The sequence below is a fragment of the Plantactinospora sp. GCM10030261 genome (genome assembly GCF_042666615.1).
Taxonomy (GTDB): Bacteria; Actinomycetota; Actinomycetes; order Mycobacteriales; family Micromonosporaceae; genus KBS50.
Genome location: NZ_JBHTDD010000046.1, coordinates 11642 through 33046, shown reverse-complemented (window position 1 = coordinate 33046; position 21405 = coordinate 11642). Strand labels below are relative to the sequence as shown.

17 protein-coding genes and 1 pseudogene are annotated in these 21405 nt (G+C 71.9%); 11 read left to right on the top strand and 7 right to left on the bottom strand.

Going from position 1 to position 21405, the window contains the following annotated elements; genetic code table 11:
- Positions 1 to 73: 73 nt before the first annotated feature.
- Positions 74 to 994 (bottom strand): ornithine cyclodeaminase family protein, encoded by a 921-nt coding sequence (locus ACFQUZ_RS31265; RefSeq protein ID WP_377448700.1) that lies wholly within the window; start codon positions 992 to 994, stop codon positions 74 to 76.
- 146 nt (positions 995 to 1140) lie between these two features.
- Between ACFQUZ_RS31265 and ACFQUZ_RS31260 the strand changes: the two genes are divergently transcribed.
- From ACFQUZ_RS31260 to ACFQUZ_RS31240, 5 genes and pseudogenes are all read left to right on the top strand, one after another.
- Positions 1141 to 1455: a DMT family transporter gene (locus ACFQUZ_RS31260; protein ID WP_377448699.1), complete on the top strand. Its 315-nt coding sequence runs from the start codon at positions 1141 to 1143 to the stop codon at positions 1453 to 1455.
- A gap of 97 nt (positions 1456 to 1552) precedes the next feature.
- Positions 1553 to 1741, top strand: a pseudogene (locus ACFQUZ_RS31255) (TetR family transcriptional regulator); the annotation flags it as partial.
- Between the two features lie 78 nt (positions 1742 to 1819).
- Positions 1820 to 2239, top strand: coding sequence for a hypothetical protein (locus tag ACFQUZ_RS31250; RefSeq protein ID WP_377448705.1), 420 nt, complete (start codon positions 1820 to 1822; stop codon positions 2237 to 2239).
- A 163-nt stretch (positions 2240 to 2402) separates the two neighbouring features.
- The gene (locus ACFQUZ_RS31245; protein ID WP_377448697.1) at positions 2403 to 3320 is read left to right on the top strand and encodes an ATP-binding cassette domain-containing protein; all 918 of its coding nucleotides are present in this window, start codon (positions 2403 to 2405) and stop codon (positions 3318 to 3320) included.
- Entirely contained in the window at positions 3317 to 4975 is a 1659-nt protein-coding gene (locus tag ACFQUZ_RS31240) for an ABC transporter permease (RefSeq protein ID WP_377448695.1), read from the top strand. Before ACFQUZ_RS31245 ends, ACFQUZ_RS31240 begins: the two co-directional genes overlap by 4 nt.
- 99 nt (positions 4976 to 5074) lie before the next feature.
- Here the strand turns inward: ACFQUZ_RS31240 and ACFQUZ_RS31235 are convergent, their stop codons facing one another.
- Positions 5075 to 7570, bottom strand: coding sequence for a DNA translocase FtsK 4TM domain-containing protein (locus ACFQUZ_RS31235; protein WP_377448693.1), 2496 nt, complete (start codon positions 7568 to 7570; stop codon positions 5075 to 5077).
- 116 nt (positions 7571 to 7686) lie between these two features.
- Here ACFQUZ_RS31235 and ACFQUZ_RS31230 point away from each other — a divergent pair, with 116 nt between their 5' ends.
- Entirely contained in the window at positions 7687 to 9090 is a 1404-nt protein-coding gene (locus tag ACFQUZ_RS31230; RefSeq protein WP_377448691.1) for a hypothetical protein, read from the top strand.
- Positions 9091 to 9160: 70 nt separating this feature from the next.
- On the opposite strand, the gene ACFQUZ_RS31225 is transcribed toward ACFQUZ_RS31230, so the two are convergent.
- Positions 9161 to 9559, bottom strand: coding sequence for a MerR family transcriptional regulator (locus ACFQUZ_RS31225; protein ID WP_377448689.1), 399 nt, complete (start codon positions 9557 to 9559; stop codon positions 9161 to 9163).
- Positions 9560 to 9623: 64 nt separating this feature from the next.
- On the opposite strand from ACFQUZ_RS31225, the gene ACFQUZ_RS31220 reads away from it, so the two are divergent.
- A complete protein-coding gene (locus tag ACFQUZ_RS31220; RefSeq protein ID WP_377448688.1) occupies positions 9624 to 10856 on the top strand; it encodes an MFS transporter in 1233 nt (410 codons plus the stop codon).
- On the opposite strand, the gene ACFQUZ_RS31215 is transcribed toward ACFQUZ_RS31220, so the two are convergent.
- The 4 genes from ACFQUZ_RS31215 to thyX form a co-directional block, all read right to left on the bottom strand.
- Positions 10846 to 11211: a DUF2784 domain-containing protein gene (locus tag ACFQUZ_RS31215; RefSeq protein WP_377448686.1), complete on the bottom strand. Its 366-nt coding sequence runs from the start codon at positions 11209 to 11211 to the stop codon at positions 10846 to 10848. The genes ACFQUZ_RS31220 and ACFQUZ_RS31215 overlap by 11 nt on opposite strands.
- Positions 11212 to 11270: 59 nt before the next feature.
- Positions 11271 to 12959, bottom strand: a complete 1689-nt coding sequence (locus tag ACFQUZ_RS31210) for a ribonuclease J (RefSeq protein ID WP_377448704.1) — start codon at positions 12957 to 12959, stop codon at positions 11271 to 11273.
- A 17-nt stretch (positions 12960 to 12976) separates the two neighbouring features.
- Positions 12977 to 13903, bottom strand: coding sequence for a 4-hydroxy-tetrahydrodipicolinate synthase (dapA, locus tag ACFQUZ_RS31205; RefSeq protein WP_377448684.1), 927 nt, complete (start codon positions 13901 to 13903; stop codon positions 12977 to 12979).
- Between the two features lie 98 nt (positions 13904 to 14001).
- A complete protein-coding gene (gene thyX / locus ACFQUZ_RS31200; protein WP_377448683.1) occupies positions 14002 to 14754 on the bottom strand; it encodes an FAD-dependent thymidylate synthase in 753 nt (250 codons plus the stop codon).
- 122 nt (positions 14755 to 14876) lie between these two features.
- Between thyX and ACFQUZ_RS31195 the strand changes: the two genes are divergently transcribed.
- From ACFQUZ_RS31195 to ACFQUZ_RS31180, 4 genes are all read left to right on the top strand, one after another.
- Positions 14877 to 15353: a hypothetical protein gene (locus ACFQUZ_RS31195; RefSeq protein WP_377448681.1), complete on the top strand. Its 477-nt coding sequence runs from the start codon at positions 14877 to 14879 to the stop codon at positions 15351 to 15353.
- Positions 15354 to 15405: 52 nt separating this feature from the next.
- Positions 15406 to 16203, top strand: coding sequence for a DUF4097 domain-containing protein (locus tag ACFQUZ_RS31190; RefSeq protein WP_377448679.1), 798 nt, complete (start codon positions 15406 to 15408; stop codon positions 16201 to 16203).
- A 35-nt stretch (positions 16204 to 16238) separates the two neighbouring features.
- On the top strand, positions 16239 to 17513 hold the full coding sequence (locus tag ACFQUZ_RS31185) for an MFS transporter (protein ID WP_377448678.1): 1275 nt from the start codon (positions 16239 to 16241) through the stop codon (positions 17511 to 17513).
- Between the two features lie 134 nt (positions 17514 to 17647).
- Complete coding sequence (locus ACFQUZ_RS31180; protein WP_377448676.1) at positions 17648 to 21370, top strand: S8 family serine peptidase; 3723 nt, start codon at positions 17648 to 17650, stop codon at positions 21368 to 21370.
- The last annotated feature ends 35 nt before the right edge of the window (positions 21371 to 21405 follow it).

The window sequence follows — 21405 nt, the reverse complement described above, 5'->3', positions numbered from 1 at the left end:
CACCGCCCCACCCCCCTCCCCGTCGATCTAGGGCAGATGGTCGTGACTTGATCTCCAATCGCGACCATCTGCCCTAGATCGCGGGGGAAAGGGTGCGGGTGAGCCGGTTGAGGAGGAACACCTCGGTCCCGGCCAGGCCCACCGAGCAGAAGACCGTGACCTGCTCCGCCGTCGACCGCCCGGGAGCCGCCCCGACCAGCACCGCTCCCAGGTGGTGCAGCCGGCCAAGGTACGGCGGCGCGGCGGCCAGCATCGGTGGGTCGTAGGCCCGCACCTGCTGCGGCGAGTCGGTGGCCAGCAGGTCCGCGCGGTCCAGCAGGTCGAGGCCGAACTCGGCCCGGCCGCGCTGCTTGAAGCCCACCAGATTGACGTGCGCGCCCAGGGACAGGTCGTCCGCCGAGATCACCGGACGCGGGCTGGTGGTCGCGAGCACCACCAGGTCGGCGTCGCGTACCGCCGTCGCGGCGTCGGTCACCGCCCGGGCCGGCACGCCCAACTCGGCCCGGACCCGGGCGGCGAACGCCTCCCTGCCGCCCGGAGTACGGCTGAACACCCGTACCTCGCGCAGGGGCCGGACCGCCGCGGCCGCCCAGACCTGGGTCCACGCCTGTCCGCCGGCACCCACCACGCCCAGCGTGCCGGCGTCCGGGCGGGCCAGCGCGTCCACCGCGACGCCGCCGATCGCCCCGGTACGCCGGGAACCGAGCTCGTCCCCGACGGCGATCGCCCGGATCCGGCCGGAGCCGGCGTCGTGCAGCACCACCAGTTGCTCGCCCTCCGGGTGACCGAACGTGTCATACGACCGGAAGCCGTACCATTGCGCGGACTGCCCGGTGGTGAATACCAGCCGGCCGCCGTCGAGCGGGGACGACGCCCGAGGTGGGGCGACGAGCTGGCCGGCGTAGGCGGCCCGGAGCGCGTCCCGCATCCCCGCCACCGCCTCCGGGGCGTCGAGAACCGCGGCGACATCGGCGTCGGTCAGCAGCACAGTCATGCCGGCATGGTGATAGCTGAACCGGGATTGAGGTCAAGACCCGGACGGGCGGCGGTGACCTTGCCCACCACGGCGGTCCGGTCGTTCCCCGGGACCGGTGCGCGTGCCACAGTCGGGTGCCCAACTCGTCCTGGTGGAGGGACATCATGGCCTGGATCGCACTGGTGATCTCCGGACTGCTGGAGACCGCGTGGGCCATCGCCCTCGACCGCAGTGCCGGTTTCACCCGCCTCGTACCGTCGCTCGTCTTCGCGGTCACCGCGATCCTCAGCATGATCGGGCTGTCGTACGCGCTGCGCGAGATCCCGGTCGGCACCGGGTACGCGGTCTGGGTTGGCATCGGCGCGGTTGGCACCGCCCTGGTCGGCATGCTGGCGCTCAACGAGTCGGCCAGCCTGCCCCGGATCGCCTGCCTCTTCCTGGTGGTGGCTGGCGTGGTGGGACTCAAGATCTTCCACTGACCGGGCCGGGCGGCGATCCGGCCCTTCCCCAGCTCCAATTGAACATACGTTCAATACGCACTTGCGCCGCGATTGAACAAGTGTTTAATCTGGCGACGTGGCACCGGGTGGCGTGGCTTCCGAGGGCCGGAATGGCGAACAGGTCGCCACCGCCGGCCGGATCCGCGACGCCGCCATCGCCCGGTTCGCCCGCGATGGCTTCGCCGTGGGGCTGCGCGCCATCGCAGCCGACGCCGGGGTGGCAGCCGGCCTGGTCATCCACCACTTCGGCTCGAAGGACGGGCTACGTCGCGCCTGTGACGAGCACGTGCTGGAGTTCGTGCACCGGGAGAAGTCGAAGGCGCTGACCGACGGCACCGGGACGATGCTGCTGGCCCAGATGGCCCAGGTCGAGCAGTTCGCGCCGATGGTGCACTACCTGCTACGCAGCCTGCAGACCGGCGGGGAACTGGCACGCACGACGATCGAGCACCTGATCGCCGACGCCGAGGCGTACCTGTCGGCGGGAGAGGCGGCGGGTGTCGTCCGGCCCAGCCGGGACCGTGCCGCCCGTACGCGGTATCTGGCCTATCAGGCGAGCGGCAGCATGCTGCTCTGGTTCACCCTGCACGGCGCGGACGCGCACCCCGACGAGTTCCCCGCCCTGTTCCGCCGCTACATGGACGAACTCGCGCTGCCCGCCCTGGAACTGTTCACGGAGGGGTTGCTCGTCGACCGGTCGATGCTCGACGAATACCTCATGTACGTCCCGGATCCGCCGGCGGCCGACCCGGACAACGCCTGACTCCACGCCCCCGGCGTGACCCATCCTCCTCCGCGAGCCGGCGATCCCATCCCGGCGATCCTCGGCGAATCCCGGCGATCCCCGCGTCTTCCCGCGAACCATCGCGATCCACGTCATCGGACACCAGGCTGCCCGCAGCCTTACCCGAACGAGGTACACCACAATGACTGCTGCCATCGACATCCAACACATCGACAAGTCCTTCGGCCGGGTCAAGGCCCTGGACGGGCTCGACCTGCGGGTCGAACCCGGCACCGTGCACGGCTTCCTCGGCCCCAACGGCGCCGGCAAGTCCACCACCATCCGGATCCTGCTCGGGCTGCTGCGCACCGACGCGGGCCAGGCGCGGCTGCTCGGCGGCGACCCCTGGAGGGACGCGGTGCGGCTGCACCGTCGCCTCGCGTACGTTCCGGGCGACGTGGAGCTGTGGCCCAACCTCACCGGTGGCGAGGCGATCGACCTGTTCGCCCGGCTGCGCGGCGGGGCTGATCCCGTTCGGCGCGACGAACTGTGCCAACGCTTCGACCTCGACCCGAGCAAGAAGGGCCGCACCTACTCGAAGGGCAACCGGCAGAAGGTGGCCCTGATCGCGGCACTGGCCAGCGACGTGGAGCTGCTCCTGCTCGACGAACCCACCGCCGGCCTGGACCCGCTGATGGAGGCCGTGTTCCAGGACTGCATCCGGGAGATCAAGGAGGCCGGTCGCACGGTGCTGCTCTCCAGTCACATCCTCGCCCAGGTCGAGGTGCTCGCGGACCAGGTTTCGATCATCCGCCAGGGCAGGATCGTGGAGACCGGCTCGTTGACCGAGCTGCGCCACCTCACCCGCACCTCGGTCGAGGCGGTCACCGACCGGCCGGCCGACGGCCTCGCCGGTCTCCCCGGCATCCACGAGTGGCACTCGGCGGATGGTCGCGTCCGCTTCGATGTCGACGGCGACCAGCTCGCCGCCGTGGTGCGCGAACTCGGCACCCTCGGCGTCCAGGGGTTGACCGTCCGCCCGCCGACGCTGGAGCAACTGCTGCTGCGCCACTACGACGACCGGTTCGTCCACAACGGCGCTTCGGAGGTGGCCCGATGACCACGGCCGTGATCAGCCGCCCGACCTCGACCGCCGCCGCCCGGGGAAGCGCCGTCACCGGCACCGGCGTCCTGCTGCGGTTCATGCTGCGCCGCGACCGGATCCGGTTCCCCTCGTGGACCCTCGGCCTACCGCTGCTCATGATGTATTTCGCCACCGCGCTGGACACCGTCGCGAAGTCCCCTGAGGACCTGGAAGGGCTGAGCGCCTTCTCCGGCAGTCCCGCCGGTGCGTTGTTCGGCGGCCGCGGCTTCGGTTTCGACGACATCACCATCGAACGGTTCCTGGCCGGCCAGTACGGCCTCTACGTGGCCATCGGCGCCGGGCTGATGGGGCTGCTCACGGTGGTGCGGCACACCCGCGTCGAGGAGCGCTCCGGTCGCGCCGAGCTGATCCGGGCCAACGTGGTCGGCAAGCACGCCCAGCTCACCGCCGCGCTCGTCCTCACCGCGACGATGGCGGTGCTGGTGGCGCTCCTGGTCGCCGGGACGATGGCCAGCCGGGGGTTCGACGCGGGCGGCTCGTTGTTGTTCGGCGCCTCCATCGGCGCGGTGGCGCTTGCCTTCGCCGGCATCGCGGCGGTCACCGTGCAGTTGTCGGAGTATCCGCGGGCGGCCTCCGGCATGGCCGGCGCCGCGCTGGGAGCCGCTTTCCTGCTGCGGGGCCTCGGCGACATGGCGGCGGTGCAGGGCAGCGGGCCGTCCTGGCTGTCCTGGCTGTCCCCCCTCGGCTGGTCCCAGCAGACCGCCCCGTACGTCCATGACCGGTGGTGGCCGTTGGCGGTCAACCTGGCGTTCGTGGCCACCACCGCCGCCACGGGCTACCGGCTCTCGGCCCGCCGGGACTTCGGCGCCGGCCTGGTGCCGCCCCGTCCCGGTTCGCCCCGGGCCGCCGCCTGGCTGGCCGGGCCGCTCACCCTCGCGTTCCGGTTGCACCGGGCCAGCCTGATCGGCTGGAGCGCGGCCCTGCTCGTCGCCGGGCTCGCCTACGGTTCGTTCACCCAGCCGCTGCTGGAGGGCTTCACCGACGGCCCCGACGACATGGTGGCAATCCTTGGCGGGGCGGACAACCTGCTCGCCGGTTACCTCGCGATGATGGGGCTGACGATGGCGCTCGTCGTCGGGGTCTACGCGGTGCTCGCCGTCCAGGCCCTCCGGGCCGAGGAGACCGATGGGCGGACCGAGCCGGTGCTGGCCACGGCGGTGAGCCGTACGGCGTGGGTCGGCAGCCACGCCGCGGTGGCGGCTGCCGGCATACCGTGGCTGCTGCTCGTCGCCGGCCTCGGGGTGGGCGTCGGTGCCGCGGTGAGCGCCGGCGATGCCAGCCTGATCGGCGAGGTGCTGCTCGGGCATGTGGCGCACACCCCCGCTGTGTGGTTGGTGCTCGCCGCCGCCGTCCTGCTGTACGCGGCGGCACCGAGAGTGCTTCCGGTGATCTGGGTGGTCCTCGGCTACGGGCTGATCGCCGGCTACTTCGCCCCGGTCCTCGACATCCCCGACGGCGCGCTGCGACTGTCGCCGTTCGAGCACGTCGGTGACTATCCCCTGGAGGACATCAGCGTGGTGGCGGTCGTCGTGCTCGTCGCGCTCGCCGGGGTGCTGTTCCAGGGCGCGGTGGCGATGTTCCGCCGCCGCGACCTGGCGGGCGGCGCCTGACAGCCTGACGTCGCGCCCGTGCGTCGGATATCTGGCGCACCGGCGCGACGTCAGCGTCATACCCGCCGGCAGGCGGCGCGAACGCCTACCCGTGGGCCGTCAGCCGTCGGCGCCCCGGATGCCGGTCAGCGCCTCCTCCAACTCGTCCGGTTTCACCAGCACGTCCCGGGCCTTGGAGCCCTCGGACGGCCCGACGATGCCCCGGGTCTCCATCAGGTCCATCAGCCGGCCCGCCTTGGCGAAGCCGACCCGCAGCTTGCGCTGCAGCATCGAGGTGGAGCCGAACTGCGAGGTCACCACGAGTTCCACCGCCTGGAGCAGCAGGTCCAGGTCGTCGCCGATGTCCTCGTCGATCTTCTTCTTGCTGTCCTGCGGTGGGGTGAGCACGTCCGGCCGGAACTCCGGCTCGCGCTGGTCCTTGCAGAACTTGACGATCGCGTCGATCTCCTTCTCGGAAACCCACGCGCCCTGGATCCGCAGCGGCTTGGAGGCTCCCATCGGCAGGAACAGCCCGTCGCCCCGGCCGATCAGCTTCTCGGCACCCGGCTGGTCGAGGATGACGCGGGAGTCGGCAAGCGACGACGTCGCGAACGCCAACCGGGACGGCACGTTCGCCTTGATCAGACCGGTCACCACGTCCACGGACGGCCGCTGGGTGGCCAGCACCAGGTGGATGCCGGCGGCCCGGGCGAGTTGGGTGATCCGGACCACCGAATCCTCCACGTCGCGCGGCGCCACCATCATCAGGTCGGCCAGCTCGTCCACGATCACCAGCAGGTACGGGTACGGACGGATCTCCCGTTCGCTGCCCGGCGGCGCCGTGATCTCGCCAGCCCGCACCTTGCGGTTGTAGTCGTCGATGTGCCGGACCCCGTTCGCGGCGAGGTCGTCATACCGCATGTCCATCTCGCGGACGACCCACTCCAGCGACTCGGCCGCCTTCTTGGGGTTCGTCACGATCGGGGTGACCAGGTGCGGGATCCCCTCGTACCCGCTCATCTCGACCCGTTTCGGGTCGATCAGCAGCAGCCGTACCTCGTCCGGCGTGGCCCGCGCCAATATGGACACAAGCAGCGAATTCAGGCAGCTCGATTTCCCAGCCCCGGTGGCGCCCGCAATCAAGATGTGGGGCATCTTCGCGAGGTTGGCCACCTGGTAGCCGCCCTCGATGTCCTTGCCGAGGCCCACCAGCATCGGGTGGTGGTCGGCGGACGCCGTCCGGGACCGCAGCACGTCGCCGAGAGCCACGTCCTCCCGGTCGCTGTTGGGGATCTCCACGCCGACCGCGCTCTTGCCCGGGATCGGGCTGAGGATCCGCACGTCGGGCGACTTCACCGCGTACGCGATATTGCGGGAGAGCTGGGTGATCCGCTCCACCTTGACGCCGTGCCCCAGCTCCACCTCGTACCGGGTGACGGTGGGCCCCCGGGTGAACCCGGTGACCGCGGCGTCCACATCGAACTGGTCGAAGACGCCGGTGAGCGCGGCGATCACCTCGTCGTTGGCCCGGCTGCGGGACTTCGGGGCGCTGCCGGTCCGGAGCAGGTTGCTCGGCGGCAGCTTGTAGTCCCCCGCGAGACCAGTGATGGCCAACTGCTCGGCCCGGCTGGGTGCCGGCGAGTGCTCGGGCGGATCCGGCTGCCGGCGGGCCGCCGGGACGCGGGACGGCTTGCGCGGCAACACGACGGTGTCCCGCCGCATCCCCGCGTCCTCGTCCTCGTCGAGATCGACCGGGTCGTCGCCGGCGTCCGGCTCGAAGGCGGCCGGCCGCTTCAGCGGACGCTTCCGGGCACGTCGCGGCGGGTCGGCCGCCGCGTCCTCCTCGTCGGTCCCGGCGTCCGTGGGCTCGGCGCCGGTCACCGAGCCGGCCAGCAGGCCCAGCCGTTCCGGAATCTTGTTGATCGGCGTGGCGGTGACCACGAGCAGTCCGAAGAACAGCAGCAGGACCAGCAGCGGAACGGCGACCCACGCGGTGACGCCGCGTTCGAGCAGGTCGCCGACACCGGCACCGATCAGACCGCCGGCATAGTCCCGCTGTGCGGTGTCCACCGGCTGCTGGGCGATGTGCAGCAGCGCGTCGGTGCCCACGATGAGCGCGGACCAACCCACCAGGCCACGACCGCCGGGGGTTTCGTCGGACACCGGATGCCGCAACAGCCGGTAGGCGCCGATGCCCAGCAGCACCGGCAGGATCACCGCGACCGCGCCGAAGAACAACCTCAGCGAGTCGGCGATCCGGTTGCCCAGCGGGCCCGCCCCGGAGAACCAGACCGCCACCCCGGTCAGGATCGCGAGGCCGAACAGCAGCAACCCCGCGCCGTCCCGTCGATGCTCCGGGTCCAGGTCACGCGCCGTGGCAGCCTGTCGACCGGCGGCGCGGACGGCCCAGCCGAGCCCGTGCGCGACCCCCATCCACATCCCGCCCAGCGCCCGTCCCACGTAGACGGCCGCTCCGGGCTTGGCGTTCCTGGTGGTACGCCGGGCGGCGGGGCGGCCCCGCGTCGGCTGCCGGGACCGGGTGGCGGCGCCGCGCGTGTTCGACCGGGTCGACGACGCGCCGCGTCGCCGGCTCGTCTGTGGGGTACGGCCCGCCATAGAGTCACAGGGTAGTCGTGTCGCCGGAAAATCCACGGCTTCCAGCGGCCGTGTCCGGCCTGCCGCCGCGCCCCGGTCGGTAATCGTGTGATAAACGCCTCCAGAAGGGACGTCGCGTGTCCCCACTCTCCGGACCGGACGCCGCCGGCACCACGCCCGTCACGCTGCCCCGGTGGTACGCCGCACGGCGCGGCTCGGCAGACCCATTGGTCCACCAAGCAGGCTCGGCCGACGTGCCCGTACCCCGAGCAGGCTCGGCCGACCTGCTGGTGCGCCTGGACGCGGCGCGGGACCTGGCCGACGGACCCGACCGGGTGGACCGGTTGACGGAACTCGCGGCGGAGGCGGACGCGGCCGGGCCGCCCGAGCTGGCACTGGCCGTCCGGGTGGAGTTGCTGGACGCCCTGGACCGGGCCGGCACCGGCTGGCGGATGCCGTCGGTGCTGCGCCGGTGCCGGTCGACCGTCGAGGAGATCGACCCCGGCACGGCCGACCTGCTCGACCACTTCCAGCGGCGGATCGTCGCTCTCGCCGTCGGCACCCTGCGGATCACGCTGGACGTGGCGTACGCGATGCTTGCCGACCTGGAGCGACGCGACCCGGCCGGCACCCCGGGTCTCGTCGGCCTGCGAGCCGAACTGGCCGCCCAGGCCGGCGACGAACCGGCCGCCACCGACGCGCTTCTCGCCTGGCTGACCACCACCGCCCCCGAGTTGATCACGACGTTACCTGACATTTCGATCCGCAGAACGCCCGCCAACCTCATGATCGACCTGGCTGGGCAGGGGGTCGCCGGGGAGTGCGCGGCCTGCGTGGCCTGCCGGCAGGCGGACGTCCTGGCGGACCGGGCCACGAGGCCGGGAACCGGGCCGCTGACCGGACGGGACGCCGACGCGGCCGCGATCCGGGTCGTCGAGCCGGTACTGGCCGGCCGATCGCAGTGTCCTGAACAGCCGGAACGGGCGCTGGCCGCGACCGTCCTGCCGTTGCTGCGGCTCGGCCGGTACGCCGAGGCGGCCGCCGCGCACGTCACCGCCTACCGGCGGCACCGCGACGAACTGGCGGCGTTTCCCCGGATGGCCACGCACCTGCGGTTCTGCGCGCTGGCCGAGCATCCGGCACGAGGGTTGGACATCCTCCTCGCGCAACGGCCCCGGCTGGCCGGGGCCGTCGATGACCGGTCCAGGATGGAGTTCGCCGCCGCCGGCACCCTGGTCTGCCGCCGGACCGTCGGGGCCGGCGTCACCAAGGCCGGCGCCACCAAGGCCGGCGTAACCAAGGCCGGCGCCACCGAGGCCAGCGCCACCGAGGCCAGCGCCACGGTCGCCGGGTCGGCAGCTTCCCTCGACCCGTCGGACGTCGCCTCGCTCGGCGCCGAACTGCTCGCCACCGCCCGCGACCTGGCGGACCGCTTCGACGCCCGCAACGGCGGCGACCACCAGCGCCGGCGGCTCGCCGGGTGGTGGGCCGAACCGCCCCCGGCCACGGGGCCCGCGCCGTCCGACGAGACACAGCCGTAAAGACGAGACACAGCCGTCCGACGAGACATAGTGGTCTGACGGTGGACGATGCACCGGCCAGCCGCTCCGGTCAGGATCGGTCTGATGTCGGGACGACGTCGATGGAACGGGCATACCGGCGCACGGTGTCCAGGTAGTCCGCGATGGCGTCCCGGTTGCGGGCGAGGCAGGCGATCCGGGCGGTCATCCGGTCGCGTTCGCGTTCCAACGTGGCAAGCATGTCCGGCGTGGCGTCGGTGAAGTGGATCGCCGTCGGCTTGTCCAGGCAGGGCAGGACGAGCTTGATCAATCGGACCGGCAGGCCCGCGTCGAGCAGCGCCCTGATCTGGAGTACCCGGTCGACCCACCGCTCGTCGTAGTCCCGGTAGCCATTCGCGCATCGCCGGGGGAAGACGAGTCCCTGTTCCTCGTAGTAGCGCAGCAGGCGGCGGGAGGTGCCGGTCCGCTCGGACAGCTCTCCGATTCGCATGTGACCGGCCTCGCATCTCGTCGCCTTGACCCTCACACGAATGTGACGGTTCGAGCATACGACCGTGCGAAACGACACCACCGAGCCGGCCGTGGCGCTGGCGACGCCGGTCCAGAACCGGCTCTCCCTGCCCGCGTTGACCGCGCTCGGCACCGCGGCCTTCGTCACCGTGCTTACGGAGGCGCTGCCGGCCGGCGTCCTGCCGGCGATGAGCGCCGACCTCACCGTCAGCGAATCCGCCGCGGGCCAGGCGGTGACGGTGTACGCGATCGGCACCGCCCTCGCGGCGATCCCGTTGTCGGTCGCCACGGCCGCGTGGCGGCGCAGGACCGTCCTGATGACCGGCATCGCCGGATTCGCCGTCGCCAACACCGTCACCGCCGCGTCGGCGTCGTACCCGCTCACCATGCTGGCTCGGTTCGTCGCCGGCGTCGCCGCCGGCCTGGTATGGGCGCTGCTCGTCGGGTACGCGCGCAGCCTTGCCCCGGCCCACCTGCGGGGCCGGGCCATCGCCATCGTGATGGCCGGCATCCCGGCGGCCCTCTCTCTCGGTGTCCCGGCGGGCACATTTCTCGGTGCGGCGCTGGGCTGGCGCACGCCGTTCTGGTTGATGAGTGGACTGGCCGTCGTCCTGCTGGGCTGGATCGTCGCACTGGTCCCGGACCGACCTGGTCGGCGGTCCACCGCACCGGTCGGGGTCCGGCGGGCCCTCGGCGTGCCCGGCGTGCCGGCGGTCCTGGTGGTCACGGCCATGTTCGTGCTCGGCCACACCGTGCTCTACACCTATGTCGCCACGTTCCTGGCAGCCGTCGGCATGACCGACACCGTCGACATCGCCCTGTTCAGCTTCGGGGTGGCCGCCCTCGTGAGCATCTGGGTCGTCGGCGCGCACATCGACCGCCGGTTGCGGACCCTCACCATCGTCAGCGCGATCCTGGTCGCGCTCGCCGCCGCCATCCTCGCCGTCCTGGCGCGCAGCCCCTGGCTCGTCTACCTGGCAATGGCGCTGTGGGGCCTCGGTTGGGGCGGGGTGCCCACGCTCCTGCAAACCGCCGCCGCCGAGGCGGGCGGCGACGCGGCGGACAGCGCACAGGCCATGCTTGTCACCCTGTGGAACGCGGCGATGGCCGGTGGTGGAGTCGTCGGTGGCGTGCTGCTGGGAATGCTGGGCAGCCGCGCCTTCCCGTGGAGCGTGCTCGTGCTCCTGGTCCCCGTGCTGATCGTGGTGCTCGCCGCGAACCGCCACGGATTTCCCGCCAGTCCGGCCAGCGGAAGGCGACCACGAGCTAGCGGGTGAGCACCGGTCGCGGCCGACGGGCCAGGTATCCGAACCAGGAGCCAAGGACCAGCACCGCGACGCCGGCCTGCACTCCGATCGTGAACCGATCCGGATAGAGCACACCTTCGACGTACCGGTCGATGAAGCCGGTGGTGGGTACCGGCCCGCCGGCCCGCCCCCGCGACCAGTTCTCGGCCAGGGTCAGCGGACACTCCAGCGGCACGGCGAGCACCGCGACCGCCCAGCCCGCCGCCACCAGATGCGGCCAGATCGCGCGCCGCCACCGCCAGGCCAGAAACCCGCCGAACAGCAGATAGCCAAGGTACGCGAAGTGCAGCACCACCACGATCCAGGTCAGCGTCCGGTATGCCATGCGGTCCTCCCGCCGGCAACGTTAGGCCGGCCGGCGGGAGGCGACATGGGTACGGATGCTCAGACCTCGACCACCGTGGGCACGATCATCGGCCGGCGGCGGTACGCGTCGTTGACCCACCGGCCGACCGTGCGCCGGACCACCTGCTGGAGCTGGTGCGGGTCGCTGATGCCGTCCGCCGCGGCCCGGCCGAGAGCCTCGGTGATCAGGGGAATGACCGGGTTGAAGGCCGCCGGGTCGTCGGAGAACCCCTTGGCCGACACGGTGGGGCCGCCGACCACCTTGCCGGTCACCGAGTCGATCACCACGGTGGCGGAGATGAAACCCCCGTCGCCGAGGATCCGCCGCTCGGTGAGCAGCGATTCGCCGACATCGCCCACCGCCAGGCCATCCACGTAGACGTACCGGCTGCCCAGGTGTCCCACCACCGACGCCCGGCCCTCGATGAGGTCGACGACATCCCCGTCCTCGCACATCACCACCCGGTCGGCGGCGACCCCGGACTCCACGCCCAGCCGGGCGTGTGCCCGCAGGTGCCGCCATTCGCCGTGCACCGGCATGAGATTGCTCGGCCGGGTGACGTTGAGCAGGTAGAGCAGCTCGCCGGCGGGGGCGTGGCCGGAGACGTGCACCTTCGCGACGTCCTTGTGGATCACATTGGCGCCGGCCCGGGAGAGCTGGTTGATCACCCGGTAGACGGCGGTCTCGTTGCCCGGCACGAGCGAGCTGGCCAGCACCACCGTGTCGCCCGGGGCGATGGTGATGTGCCGGTGGTCGCCGGTGGACATCCGACCCAGGGCGCTCATCGGCTCGCCCTGCGAGCCGGTGGACATCAGCACGATCTGGTCGGGGGGCAGCGCCGCGGCCTCGTCCAGGCCGACCACCAGGCCGGGCGGGATGCGCAGCAGCCCGAGGTCGCGGGCGATGCCCATGTTGCGCACCATCGACCGGCCGATGAAGGCCACCTTGCGACCGTGCTCGGCCGAGGAGTCCAACACCTGCTGTACGCGGTGCACGTGCGAGGCGAACGAGGCCACGATGATCCGGCCGCGCGCCTTCGCGAAGATCGAGTCGAGGACCGGGCCGATCTCACGTTCCGGGGTGACGAAGCCCGGGATCTCCGCGTTTGTGGAGTCGGAGAGCAGCAGGTCCACGCCCTCGGCACCGAGCCGGGCGAAGCCGGCCAGGTCGGTGATCCGGCCGTCCAGCGGCAGCTGGTCCATCTTGAAGTCGCCGGTGTGCAGCACCAGGCCGGCCGGGGTCCGGATGGCCACCGCGAGCGCGTCCGGGATGGAGTGGTTGACCGCGAAGAACTCGCACTCGAACGGGCCGAGCCGTTCCCGGCCGCCCTCGGCCACGGTCAACGTGTACGGCTCGATCCGCCGCTCCGCCAGCTTGGCCTCGACCAGGGCGAGCGTGAACTGCGAGCCGACCAGCGGGATGTCCGGCTTGTGGGCGAGCAGGTAGGGAACCGCCCCGATGTGGTCCTCGTGACCGTGGGTAAGCACGATCGCCTGCACGTCGGCGAGCCGGTCCAGGATCGGGGCGAAGTCGGGCAGGATCAGGTCCACGCCCGGCTGTTCCACGTCCGGGAAGAGCACGCCGCAGTCCACGATCAGCAGCTTGCCGTCGTACTCGAAAACGGTCATGTTGCGGCCGATGGCCCCGAGGCCACCCAGCGGCATGACGCGGAGGCCGCCGGTGGGCAGCGGCGGCGGCACCTCGCGCTGCTCGCCGCCACCGGTCATGGAGAGGGAGACGCTACTCATGCGGGCAGCTCCAGTCCCGCGGCGGCGCAGTCGTCGCGGAGTTGGGCCAGCTCGGCATCGGTGGCGTCCACAAGCGGCGGCCGCACCGGACCCGCGGGCAGCCCGACCGCCGCCATCGCGGCCTTGACCAGGATGGTGCCCTGGGTCCGGAAGATGCCGGTGAACAGCGGCAGCAGCCGGCGGTGCAGCTCCCTGGCGGCGACCACCTCGGCCCGGTCGTACGCCTCGATCATCTGCTTGGTCAGCGCACCGCTGAGGTGGGTGGAGGTCCCGACCAGCCCGACGCCTCCGATGGCCAGCATCGGCAGGGTCAGCGCGTCCTCACCCGAGTAGTACGCCAGGTTGGTGCGGCTGGTGACCCAGGAGGTGGCGGCCAGGTCACCCTTGGCGTCCTTGACGGCCACGATGCGCTCGTGGTCGGCCAGCCGGACCAGGGTCTCGGTGGCGATCGCCGTACCGGTGCGGTGCGGGATGTCGTACAGCATGACCGGCAGGTCGGTGGCGTCGGCGACCGCGGTGAAGTGGCGGGCGAGGCCGGCCTGCGGCGGCTTGTTGTAGTACGGGGTGACCAGCAGCAACCCGTGCGCGCCGGCCTTCTCGGCGGCGGCGGCCAATTCGATGGTGTGCCGGGTGTCGTTGGTGCCGATGCCGGCGACCACCTGAGCGCGGCCACCGACCGCCTCGACGACGACCCGGATCAGCCGCTCCTTCTCCGCGTCGGTGGTGGTCGGCGACTCACCGGTGGTGCCGTTGATCACCAACGCGTCGTTGGCCTGCTCGTCGACCAGATAGGTGGCGAGCCGGGCGGCGCCGTCGAGGTCGAGCGAGCCTTCCGGGGTGAAGGGGGTGACCATCGCGGTGAGCAGCCGCCCGAACGGCCGCGGTGCCGCTCGGTCGGCGGGAACAGGGTGGTGGTGCGTCATGCAGACAACCTATCGGACGTCCGTCGGGTGGCGCCGCGCGTCCGGCCGGCACATACCCACGGCGGCCGTCGCGGCGCCGCGCGTGCTACGACCGTGGCTCAGGCGGTCTGGGCGTACGGGCTGGTGGCGATCTCCGTGCCGTCGGGCATCGCGCTGATCGCGAAGTCGGCGAACACGTTCGGCGCCACCCGCTGGAGCTGCCGCAGGCACTCCACGGCCAGCTCCCGGATCTCGATGTCCGCCTGCTCGGTGGCGCGCATCGCGATGAAGTGCCGCCAGGCCCGGTAGTTGCCGGTCACCACGATCCGGGTCTCGGTGGCGTTGGGCAGCACCGCCCGGGCCGCCTGCCGGGCCTGCTTGCGGCGCAGCGTCGGGTTGTCGACATCGGCGAACCGTTGCTCCAGCCCCTCCAGCAGTTCGGTGTAGGCACGCACGCTCGCCTCGGTGGCCTCGACGAACCTCTTGTGCAGCTCCGGATCGGCGGCGATCACCTCCGGCTCCACCATCGCGGCGTCGCGCTCGGGGACGTACCGCTGGGAGAGCTGGGAGTACGAGAAGTGCCGGTGCCGGATCAGCTCGTGGGTGAACGACCGGGAGACGCCGGTGAAGTAGAACGTCACGCTGCCGTGTTCGAGCACCGAGAGGTGCCCGACCTCCAGGATGTGCGCCAGGTAGCCGGCGTTGGTGGCGGTTGCCGGGTTGGGCTTACGCCACGACTGGTAGCAGGCCCGCCCGGCGAACTCGGCGAGCGCCTGACCGCCCTCGGCGTCCGTGGACCACGGCACCTCGTCGGGGGCCTCGAAATGGGTCCAGGCGATGAGCTTGACCTGCGGCGGCACGATCTCCGGCATGTCTGGTGACTGTAGTGGCCGGCGGTCCGCCGACGAAAGCCGGGCACGCCGGCGTCTTCGAGCATCAGCCATGACATCTTTATGCCGTTGACTTGATGTCAAAATGACGTCATGATGACGTCATGGATCTGGCACCGTACCTCGAATCACTGCGCAGAGATCTGGCCGCCGCCGCGGCACCCGGAGGGCCGGACGTGGTCCGCGCCGCCGACCTGCTGGCCGGCTCGCTCGACGCGGCCATCCGGTTGTGCCTGCTGGACGTACTCTCCGACGCCGCGGCCGAGATCACCGCCGGAATGGACGGCGGCGCCGTCGAAGTCCGGTTGCGCGGCCGGGAGGCGCAGCTGGTGGTGAACGAGCCGGCGGCACCGGAACGACCCGCTCCCCCGCCGGCCGAGCCGACCGGCGACGTCACCCGCATCACGCTGCGGCTCCCCGAATCGCTCAAGGAGGGCGTCGAACGGGCCGCCGCCGCCGACGGCCTCTCGGTCAACAACTGGCTGGTCCGCGCCGCCACGGCGGCACTGCACGGCCAGCCGCCGACGACCGGTCGGCCGGGCCGGCCCGGCCGCCGCGTCACCGGCTTCGCCCAAGCCTGAACCGCCAACCCCGGTTCCGTCACCCCACTCCGCATCCCACCCTGGAGGAGTCATGCTCGAATTTCCCCTCACCGGCCCGGTCAGCCTCGTGGTCAAGGTGCCGGCCGGCAGCATCGAGGTCGTCGCCGAGGAGCGCGACTCGGCCACCGTCGACATCGAGCCGGCCGGGTTCGGCGCCCAGTCCCGCGAAATGGCCGAGCAGACCAAGGTCGACATGTCCGGCGACACGCTAAGCGTCATCGCACCCCGGGCCAACGGCGGCCTGCTGCGCCGCGGCGGTGCCATCCGGGTCCGGATCGCCGTACCGGGCCACAGCTCGGCCCGGATCGACACCGCCGCCGCGGACGTCACCTGCCGCGGCACGTACGCCTCGCTGGTCATCGACGGCGCGTCGTCCGAGGTCGAGGTCGAGCACGTGACCGGTGCGGCCCGGATAAAGACGGCCAGCGGTGACGTCCAGCTGACCCGGGTCGACGGCGACCTCGTGATCAACTGCGCCTCCGGCGACGCACGCATCCGGCGGGTGGCTGGCGCCGTACGCGCCGAATTCGCCAGCGGCGATCTGGCGGTGGAGGAGGCGGGTGGCGACCTCCATGCGCGCACCGCATCCGGGGACATCGAGGTCGGTACCGTTTCCCGGGGTGCCGTCCGGCTCGCCACCGCCTCCGGCGACGTCGGCGTTGGGATACGCGCCGGCACCGGCGTCTGGCTCGACCTGAACACCACGTCCGGCACCGTCAACAACCGGCTCGCCATGGCCGACAGCCCGACCGGCACGGGTGACGGCGGGCAGCTCCGGCTGGAGGTCCGCACGGTGAGCGGCGACATCGAGATCCGGCGAGCCCCGTGACGGAGCCGGCGAGTGGCGTGGCGGCGAAGGTTGGCGTGGCGCCTGCCGTCGCCGTTCCCAGGACCGATCCGACGCCCGAGGTGCCGCTGTGGCGCAACCGCTCCTTCAACCTGCTGTGGATCGGCCAGTCCATGTCCGACCTGGGCGGTTCCATGTCCGGGTTGGCGGTGCCGCTGCTGGTCCTCGCCCTGACCGGCTCACCCTGGCAGGCCGGCCTCGTCGGCACGGTGGTCCTGATGGCGGGGGTGGCCTGCCGGTTGCCGGCCGGCGTGCTCGCGGACCGGCTGGACCGCCGCCGGACGATCCTGGTCAGCGACTCCGTCCGGCTGGTGACCTACCTCGGGTTGGGCCTCGCCGTCCTCGCCGACGCGGCCGGCCTGCCGTTGATCATCGGCGCGCTACTGGTCGGCATCGTGGCCGGCACCATTGTCGACATGGCGCAGCACGCCGCGCTCGCCAGCCTGGTACCGGCCGGCCAACTACCGGCCGCCGTGGCCCGGAACGAGGCGCGCAGCTACGGCACCGAACTGGCCGGACCACCCCTGGGTGGTGTGCTGTTCGGACTCGACCGGGCATTGCCGTTTCTCGGCAACGCGGTGAGCTTCCTGCTGTCACTGATCTGCGTGCTGCTGATCCGCCGGCCCATGCAGCAACCGCGCGCCACCACCCGGCAGGGACACGGCGCTGACCTGATGGAGGGCGTCCGGTTCGTCCTCCGCACGCCGTTCCTGCGGGCGGTGCTGCTGATCGCGGTGCCGCTCAACTTCGGCGTCGGTGGCGTCATCTTCGCGCTAATCGTCGTGCTGCAACGGAACGGCACCCCGCCCGCGCTGATCGGCACCGCGTCGGCCATCATCGGCGTGGGCGGCCTGCTCGGTGCCGTCGCCGCCCCGGCACTGCAACGACGCGTACGGCTTTCCGTCCTGACAATCGCGATCTGCTGGGCACTGGCCGGCCTCACCGGGGTGAGTGCCCTGCTGGCCGGTGGAGTGGTCCCGGCGCCGCCGCTGGCCGCCGCCGTACCGGTGGCCCTCGCCATCCTGCTGAGCCCGGCCTGCAACGCCGCCCTGTTCGGCCACCAGGCCGCGATCACCCCGGACCGGCTCCAGGGCCGGGTACTCAGTGTGATCTTCTTCGGTGCCACCTCGCTGGGAGCGGTGGCGCCCGCGGTGGCGGGCCTGCTCCTCGACCGGTTCGGCGGCATGGTGGCGATGCTCGCCTTCGCGGCGGTGATGGGCGGGGCGGCCGTGATCGCCACGACCAGCCAGGGGATCCGCGAGGCCCGGCCGGTGGTCTCGGCGCGGAGTTAGTGCCTCCCGATCCCTCCTTGCGTCGATCCGTCGCCGATGGCTCCCCCGATGGTGGGTGCCGCGGTGTCGCCGCGAACCCTCAGAACGGCTGCGGGCAACAACAGTCGTCAGCTTTCGGCGACGCAAGGAGCGAAATGATCAGACGCAAGGGTCTGGCCAGGGTGTTGGCGGTGGCGGTCCTGGTCACGTCGGCCGTGCTGCCGGCGACCCAGGCCGCCGCGGCACCGCCGGCCCCAACCGCGGCACCGGGTACGGGAAACTGGGTCACCCTGATCACCGGTGACCGGGTCTTCGTACGCTCCGATGCCGGGCGTACCGACCTGACGGTGGAGCCCGCTCGCCGGTCGGAACCGGTGTTCTTCCGGGAACTGACCCGGCGTGGCGACCGGTACCTGCTGCCCGCGGACGCGGCTGAACTGGTGCGGGCCGATGTCCTGGACTGGGAGTTGTTCAACGTGACCGGCCTGGTCCGGCAGGGCTACGACGACCGCCGTACCCCAAAAGCTCCGCTGCTGGTGCGGTACGCGGAGGGCGTGGCGAGTTCCCGCTCGGCGCCCGCCCCGGGGGCGAGCCTCCGCCGGGAACTGTCGGGACTGGACATGGCGGCCCTCGACGTGACGAAGTCCCGCGCGGCCGAGTTCTGGCGGGGACTGCGGGCCGGCACCCGGCAGTCGGGCGCCACGACCCGGTTGGCCGGTGGTGTGGAGCGAGTGTGGCTGAACGGCACGGTGCGGGCGAACCTGGAGCAGAGCGTGCCGCAGATCGGCGCGCCAGCCGCCTGGGCGAAGGGCCTGACGGGCACGGGTGAGACGGTGGCCGTCCTGGACACCGGCGTCGACACCGACCACCCCGACCTCGTCGGGAAGGTGGCGCGATCGAAGGACTTCTCCGGCAAGGGCAGCGTCGAGGACGGTCACGGACACGGCACCCACGTCGCCTCCACCATCGCCGGTTCGGGAGCCGCCTCGGGCGGCCGATACCGGGGGGTGGCGCCGGGCGCGAGCCTCGCAGTCGGCAAGGTGCTCAACGACGACGGTTACGCGTCCTTCGACGTGATCATTGAAGGCATGCGGTGGGCGGCGGCGGACGTCCGGGCCACCGTGGTGAACATGAGCCTGGGCGGCGACGCCACGGACGGCAACGACCCGGTGTCCGCGGTGGTCAACGAACTGACCCGCGACTACGGCACGCTGTTCGTCGCGAGTGCGGGCAACGACGGGGCCGACGAGACGGTGACCATCCCGGCCGCGGCCGACATGGCGCTGGCGGTGGGCAGCGTGAACAAGCACGACCAGCTCAGCCCGTTCTCCAGCCGGGGTCCCCGCCGTGGGGACGGGTCGGTGAAGCCGGAGGTGGCCGCTCCCGGTGAGGGAATCGTGGCGGCGCGGCCGGACGGTGTGCCGCCGAGCGGCACGCCGGTCGGCGACGCCTACCAGCAGTTGGATGGCACGTCGATGGCCGCGCCGCACGTGGCCGGTGCCGCGGCGCTGATCGCGCAGCAGCATCCGGACTGGACGGCGGAGCGGATCAAGTCGGCGTTGATGAGCACCGCGGCCGAGGTTGCCGGTGCGGGGCCGTTCGCGGTGGGCACCGGCCGGGTGGACGTGGCCCGGGCGACCGGCCAGCCGGTCACCGCGACCGGCAGCGTGTCCGCGTTCCTGCGGTGGCCGAACCTGGGTCAGGCCCAGAAGAACACGGTCACCTGGCACAACAGCGGGTCCGCGCCGGTGACCCTGGCCCTCACGACGACGCTCACCAGAGACGACGGGCAGCCGGCTCCGACCGGACTCCTCGGACTGTCGGCCACGTCGGTGACCGTTCCGGCGCGGGGAAGCGCCTCGGTGCAGGTGACGGCGACTGGTCGGGACGGTGCCGCCGGCACGTACGGCGGGACGCTGGTCGCCCGCGCCGCGGACGGCACGATCGGCACCCGGACCGCGCTGTCGGTGCGGCAGGAGGCGGAGGCGTACGACCTGACGGTCAACCTGATCAACCGGTCCGGAGCCATCCCGCCCGCGGCCGATTACGCGAGCGTGTCGATCATCAACCTTGATCGCGATGGAGTCTTCTACTGGGGTCCCCCGGGCACGGTACGGCTACCGGCCGGCCGTTACGCCATCCACGGCACCATCAAGACCCCGCGAGCCGGGCAGGATCCGTCGATCAGTTTCATCTCCCATCCGGAGCTGAAGATCGACCGGACCCGGGCGGTCACCCTCGACGCCCGGGACGGCAAGCCGGTGTCCGCCAATCCCGACAACCCTGATGCCCGGGGTGGCGGCTACATGGTCTCGGTGCACTCCATGGTCGCCGATTGCGGTTGTCCCCAGAACCTCCTCGGCGCCGTGGATCCCCGTTTCGACGAGACGTTCGCGGCGACCGTACCCGGCACCAGCTCGCCGAGCTTCGCCTTCGGGCAGGCCCGGAGGGCGACGGAGCCGACCGTGGAGCTGTTCGCCGACGGCCCGCAGCGGTTCGAGGTGGCGGTCGGCTGGCTGTTCGCCGCGACCATGCCGGCCGAGTCGCTCATCCTGCCCGCCGTGTACGGCGGCGGTGGCACACCCGAGGATCTGGCGACAATCGACGCCAAGGGCAAGCTGGTGGTGATCGAGGTCCCCGGCGACACTGGCGAGGACGAGCTACTCCGGCGGGCCACCGCCGTCAAGGAGGCCGGGGGTCGGCTGACGCTGATCACCCAGGTGGCCGAGGGCGCCGGCCCGCGCACCACCGGACAGCGGATGGCCGAGCCGGTGCCGGCGCTTGTCGGTTACGGCGAGACCGCTCGCCGGTTCGCCGACCTCGTCAAGGCCGGCGAAGCCACGGTGTCGTACGCCAGCCGCCCGGAGACCAAACTCCGCTACGAGTTGGCGTACGGGGTGCGGGGCAAGCTCACCTCGGCCCAGGTCCACAAGCCACGGACGCGGGATCTCGCCGCGGTACGGACCGCCTATCACGACAACGAACCGGAATCCGTGCGCAACTACCGGGCGGCGACCCCGTTCTTCGGCACCTCCCTGGACGCCGGTTGGTCACATCCGGTGCGGGTCCCGCAGGAACGCACCGAGTACTTCACCCCCGGGACCTGGGAGTTGGAGAGCAGCGGCAGGCACGGCGCCGCGGACTCGCTGCGCGACACGCGCCAGCTTGTGGCCGGCCGTGAGCACCGGATCGTGTGGAACAAGGCGGTCGCCGGACCGACCTTCCGCGGCGCCACCGGCACCTTCGACGGACCGAGGCCGTGGGCCTGGCGCAAGAACGGCGCGATCGACGTGATCCTGCCGATGTACGGTGACGCCGCCGGCCGGGCCCGGGTGCCGTTTCCCGGTGACGGCACGGACACCGGCTCGATCGGCCTCTACCGGAACGGGACGCTGGTGCGGACCGAGCCGAGGCCCGACGCCGCCCGGTTCGACGTACCCGACGACGCGGCGACGTACCGGCTGGTCGCGACCACCGGCCGGGCGGTCGACTGGTGGCCGCTGTCGACCGAGGTGTCCGCCGCGTGGACCTTCCGCTCCTCGGCGGCCCAGGAGGCGGCCGTCCTACCACTGCTGACGGCCCGGTTCGACCCGGCGGTGACGCTGCGGAACCAGGCTCCCGCCGGTCAGTTCGCCTTCCCGGCCCACGTCGAACGGCAGGGCACCGACGAGGTGGCCGTCGCCTCGTTCGCCGTGGACGTCTCCTACGACGACGGGACGACCTGGCGGCCAGCGGCCGTCGCCCGGGACGGTGACCGCTGGACCGTCCGGGTCACGAACCCGGCGAAGGGTTACGCGTCGCTGCGGGCCAGGGCCACCGACACCGACGGCAACACCGTCGAGCAGACCGTGCTGCGCGCGTACCAGATCGGCGGCTAGGCCCTCAACGGGGACGACGGCACCGTACAGGTGAA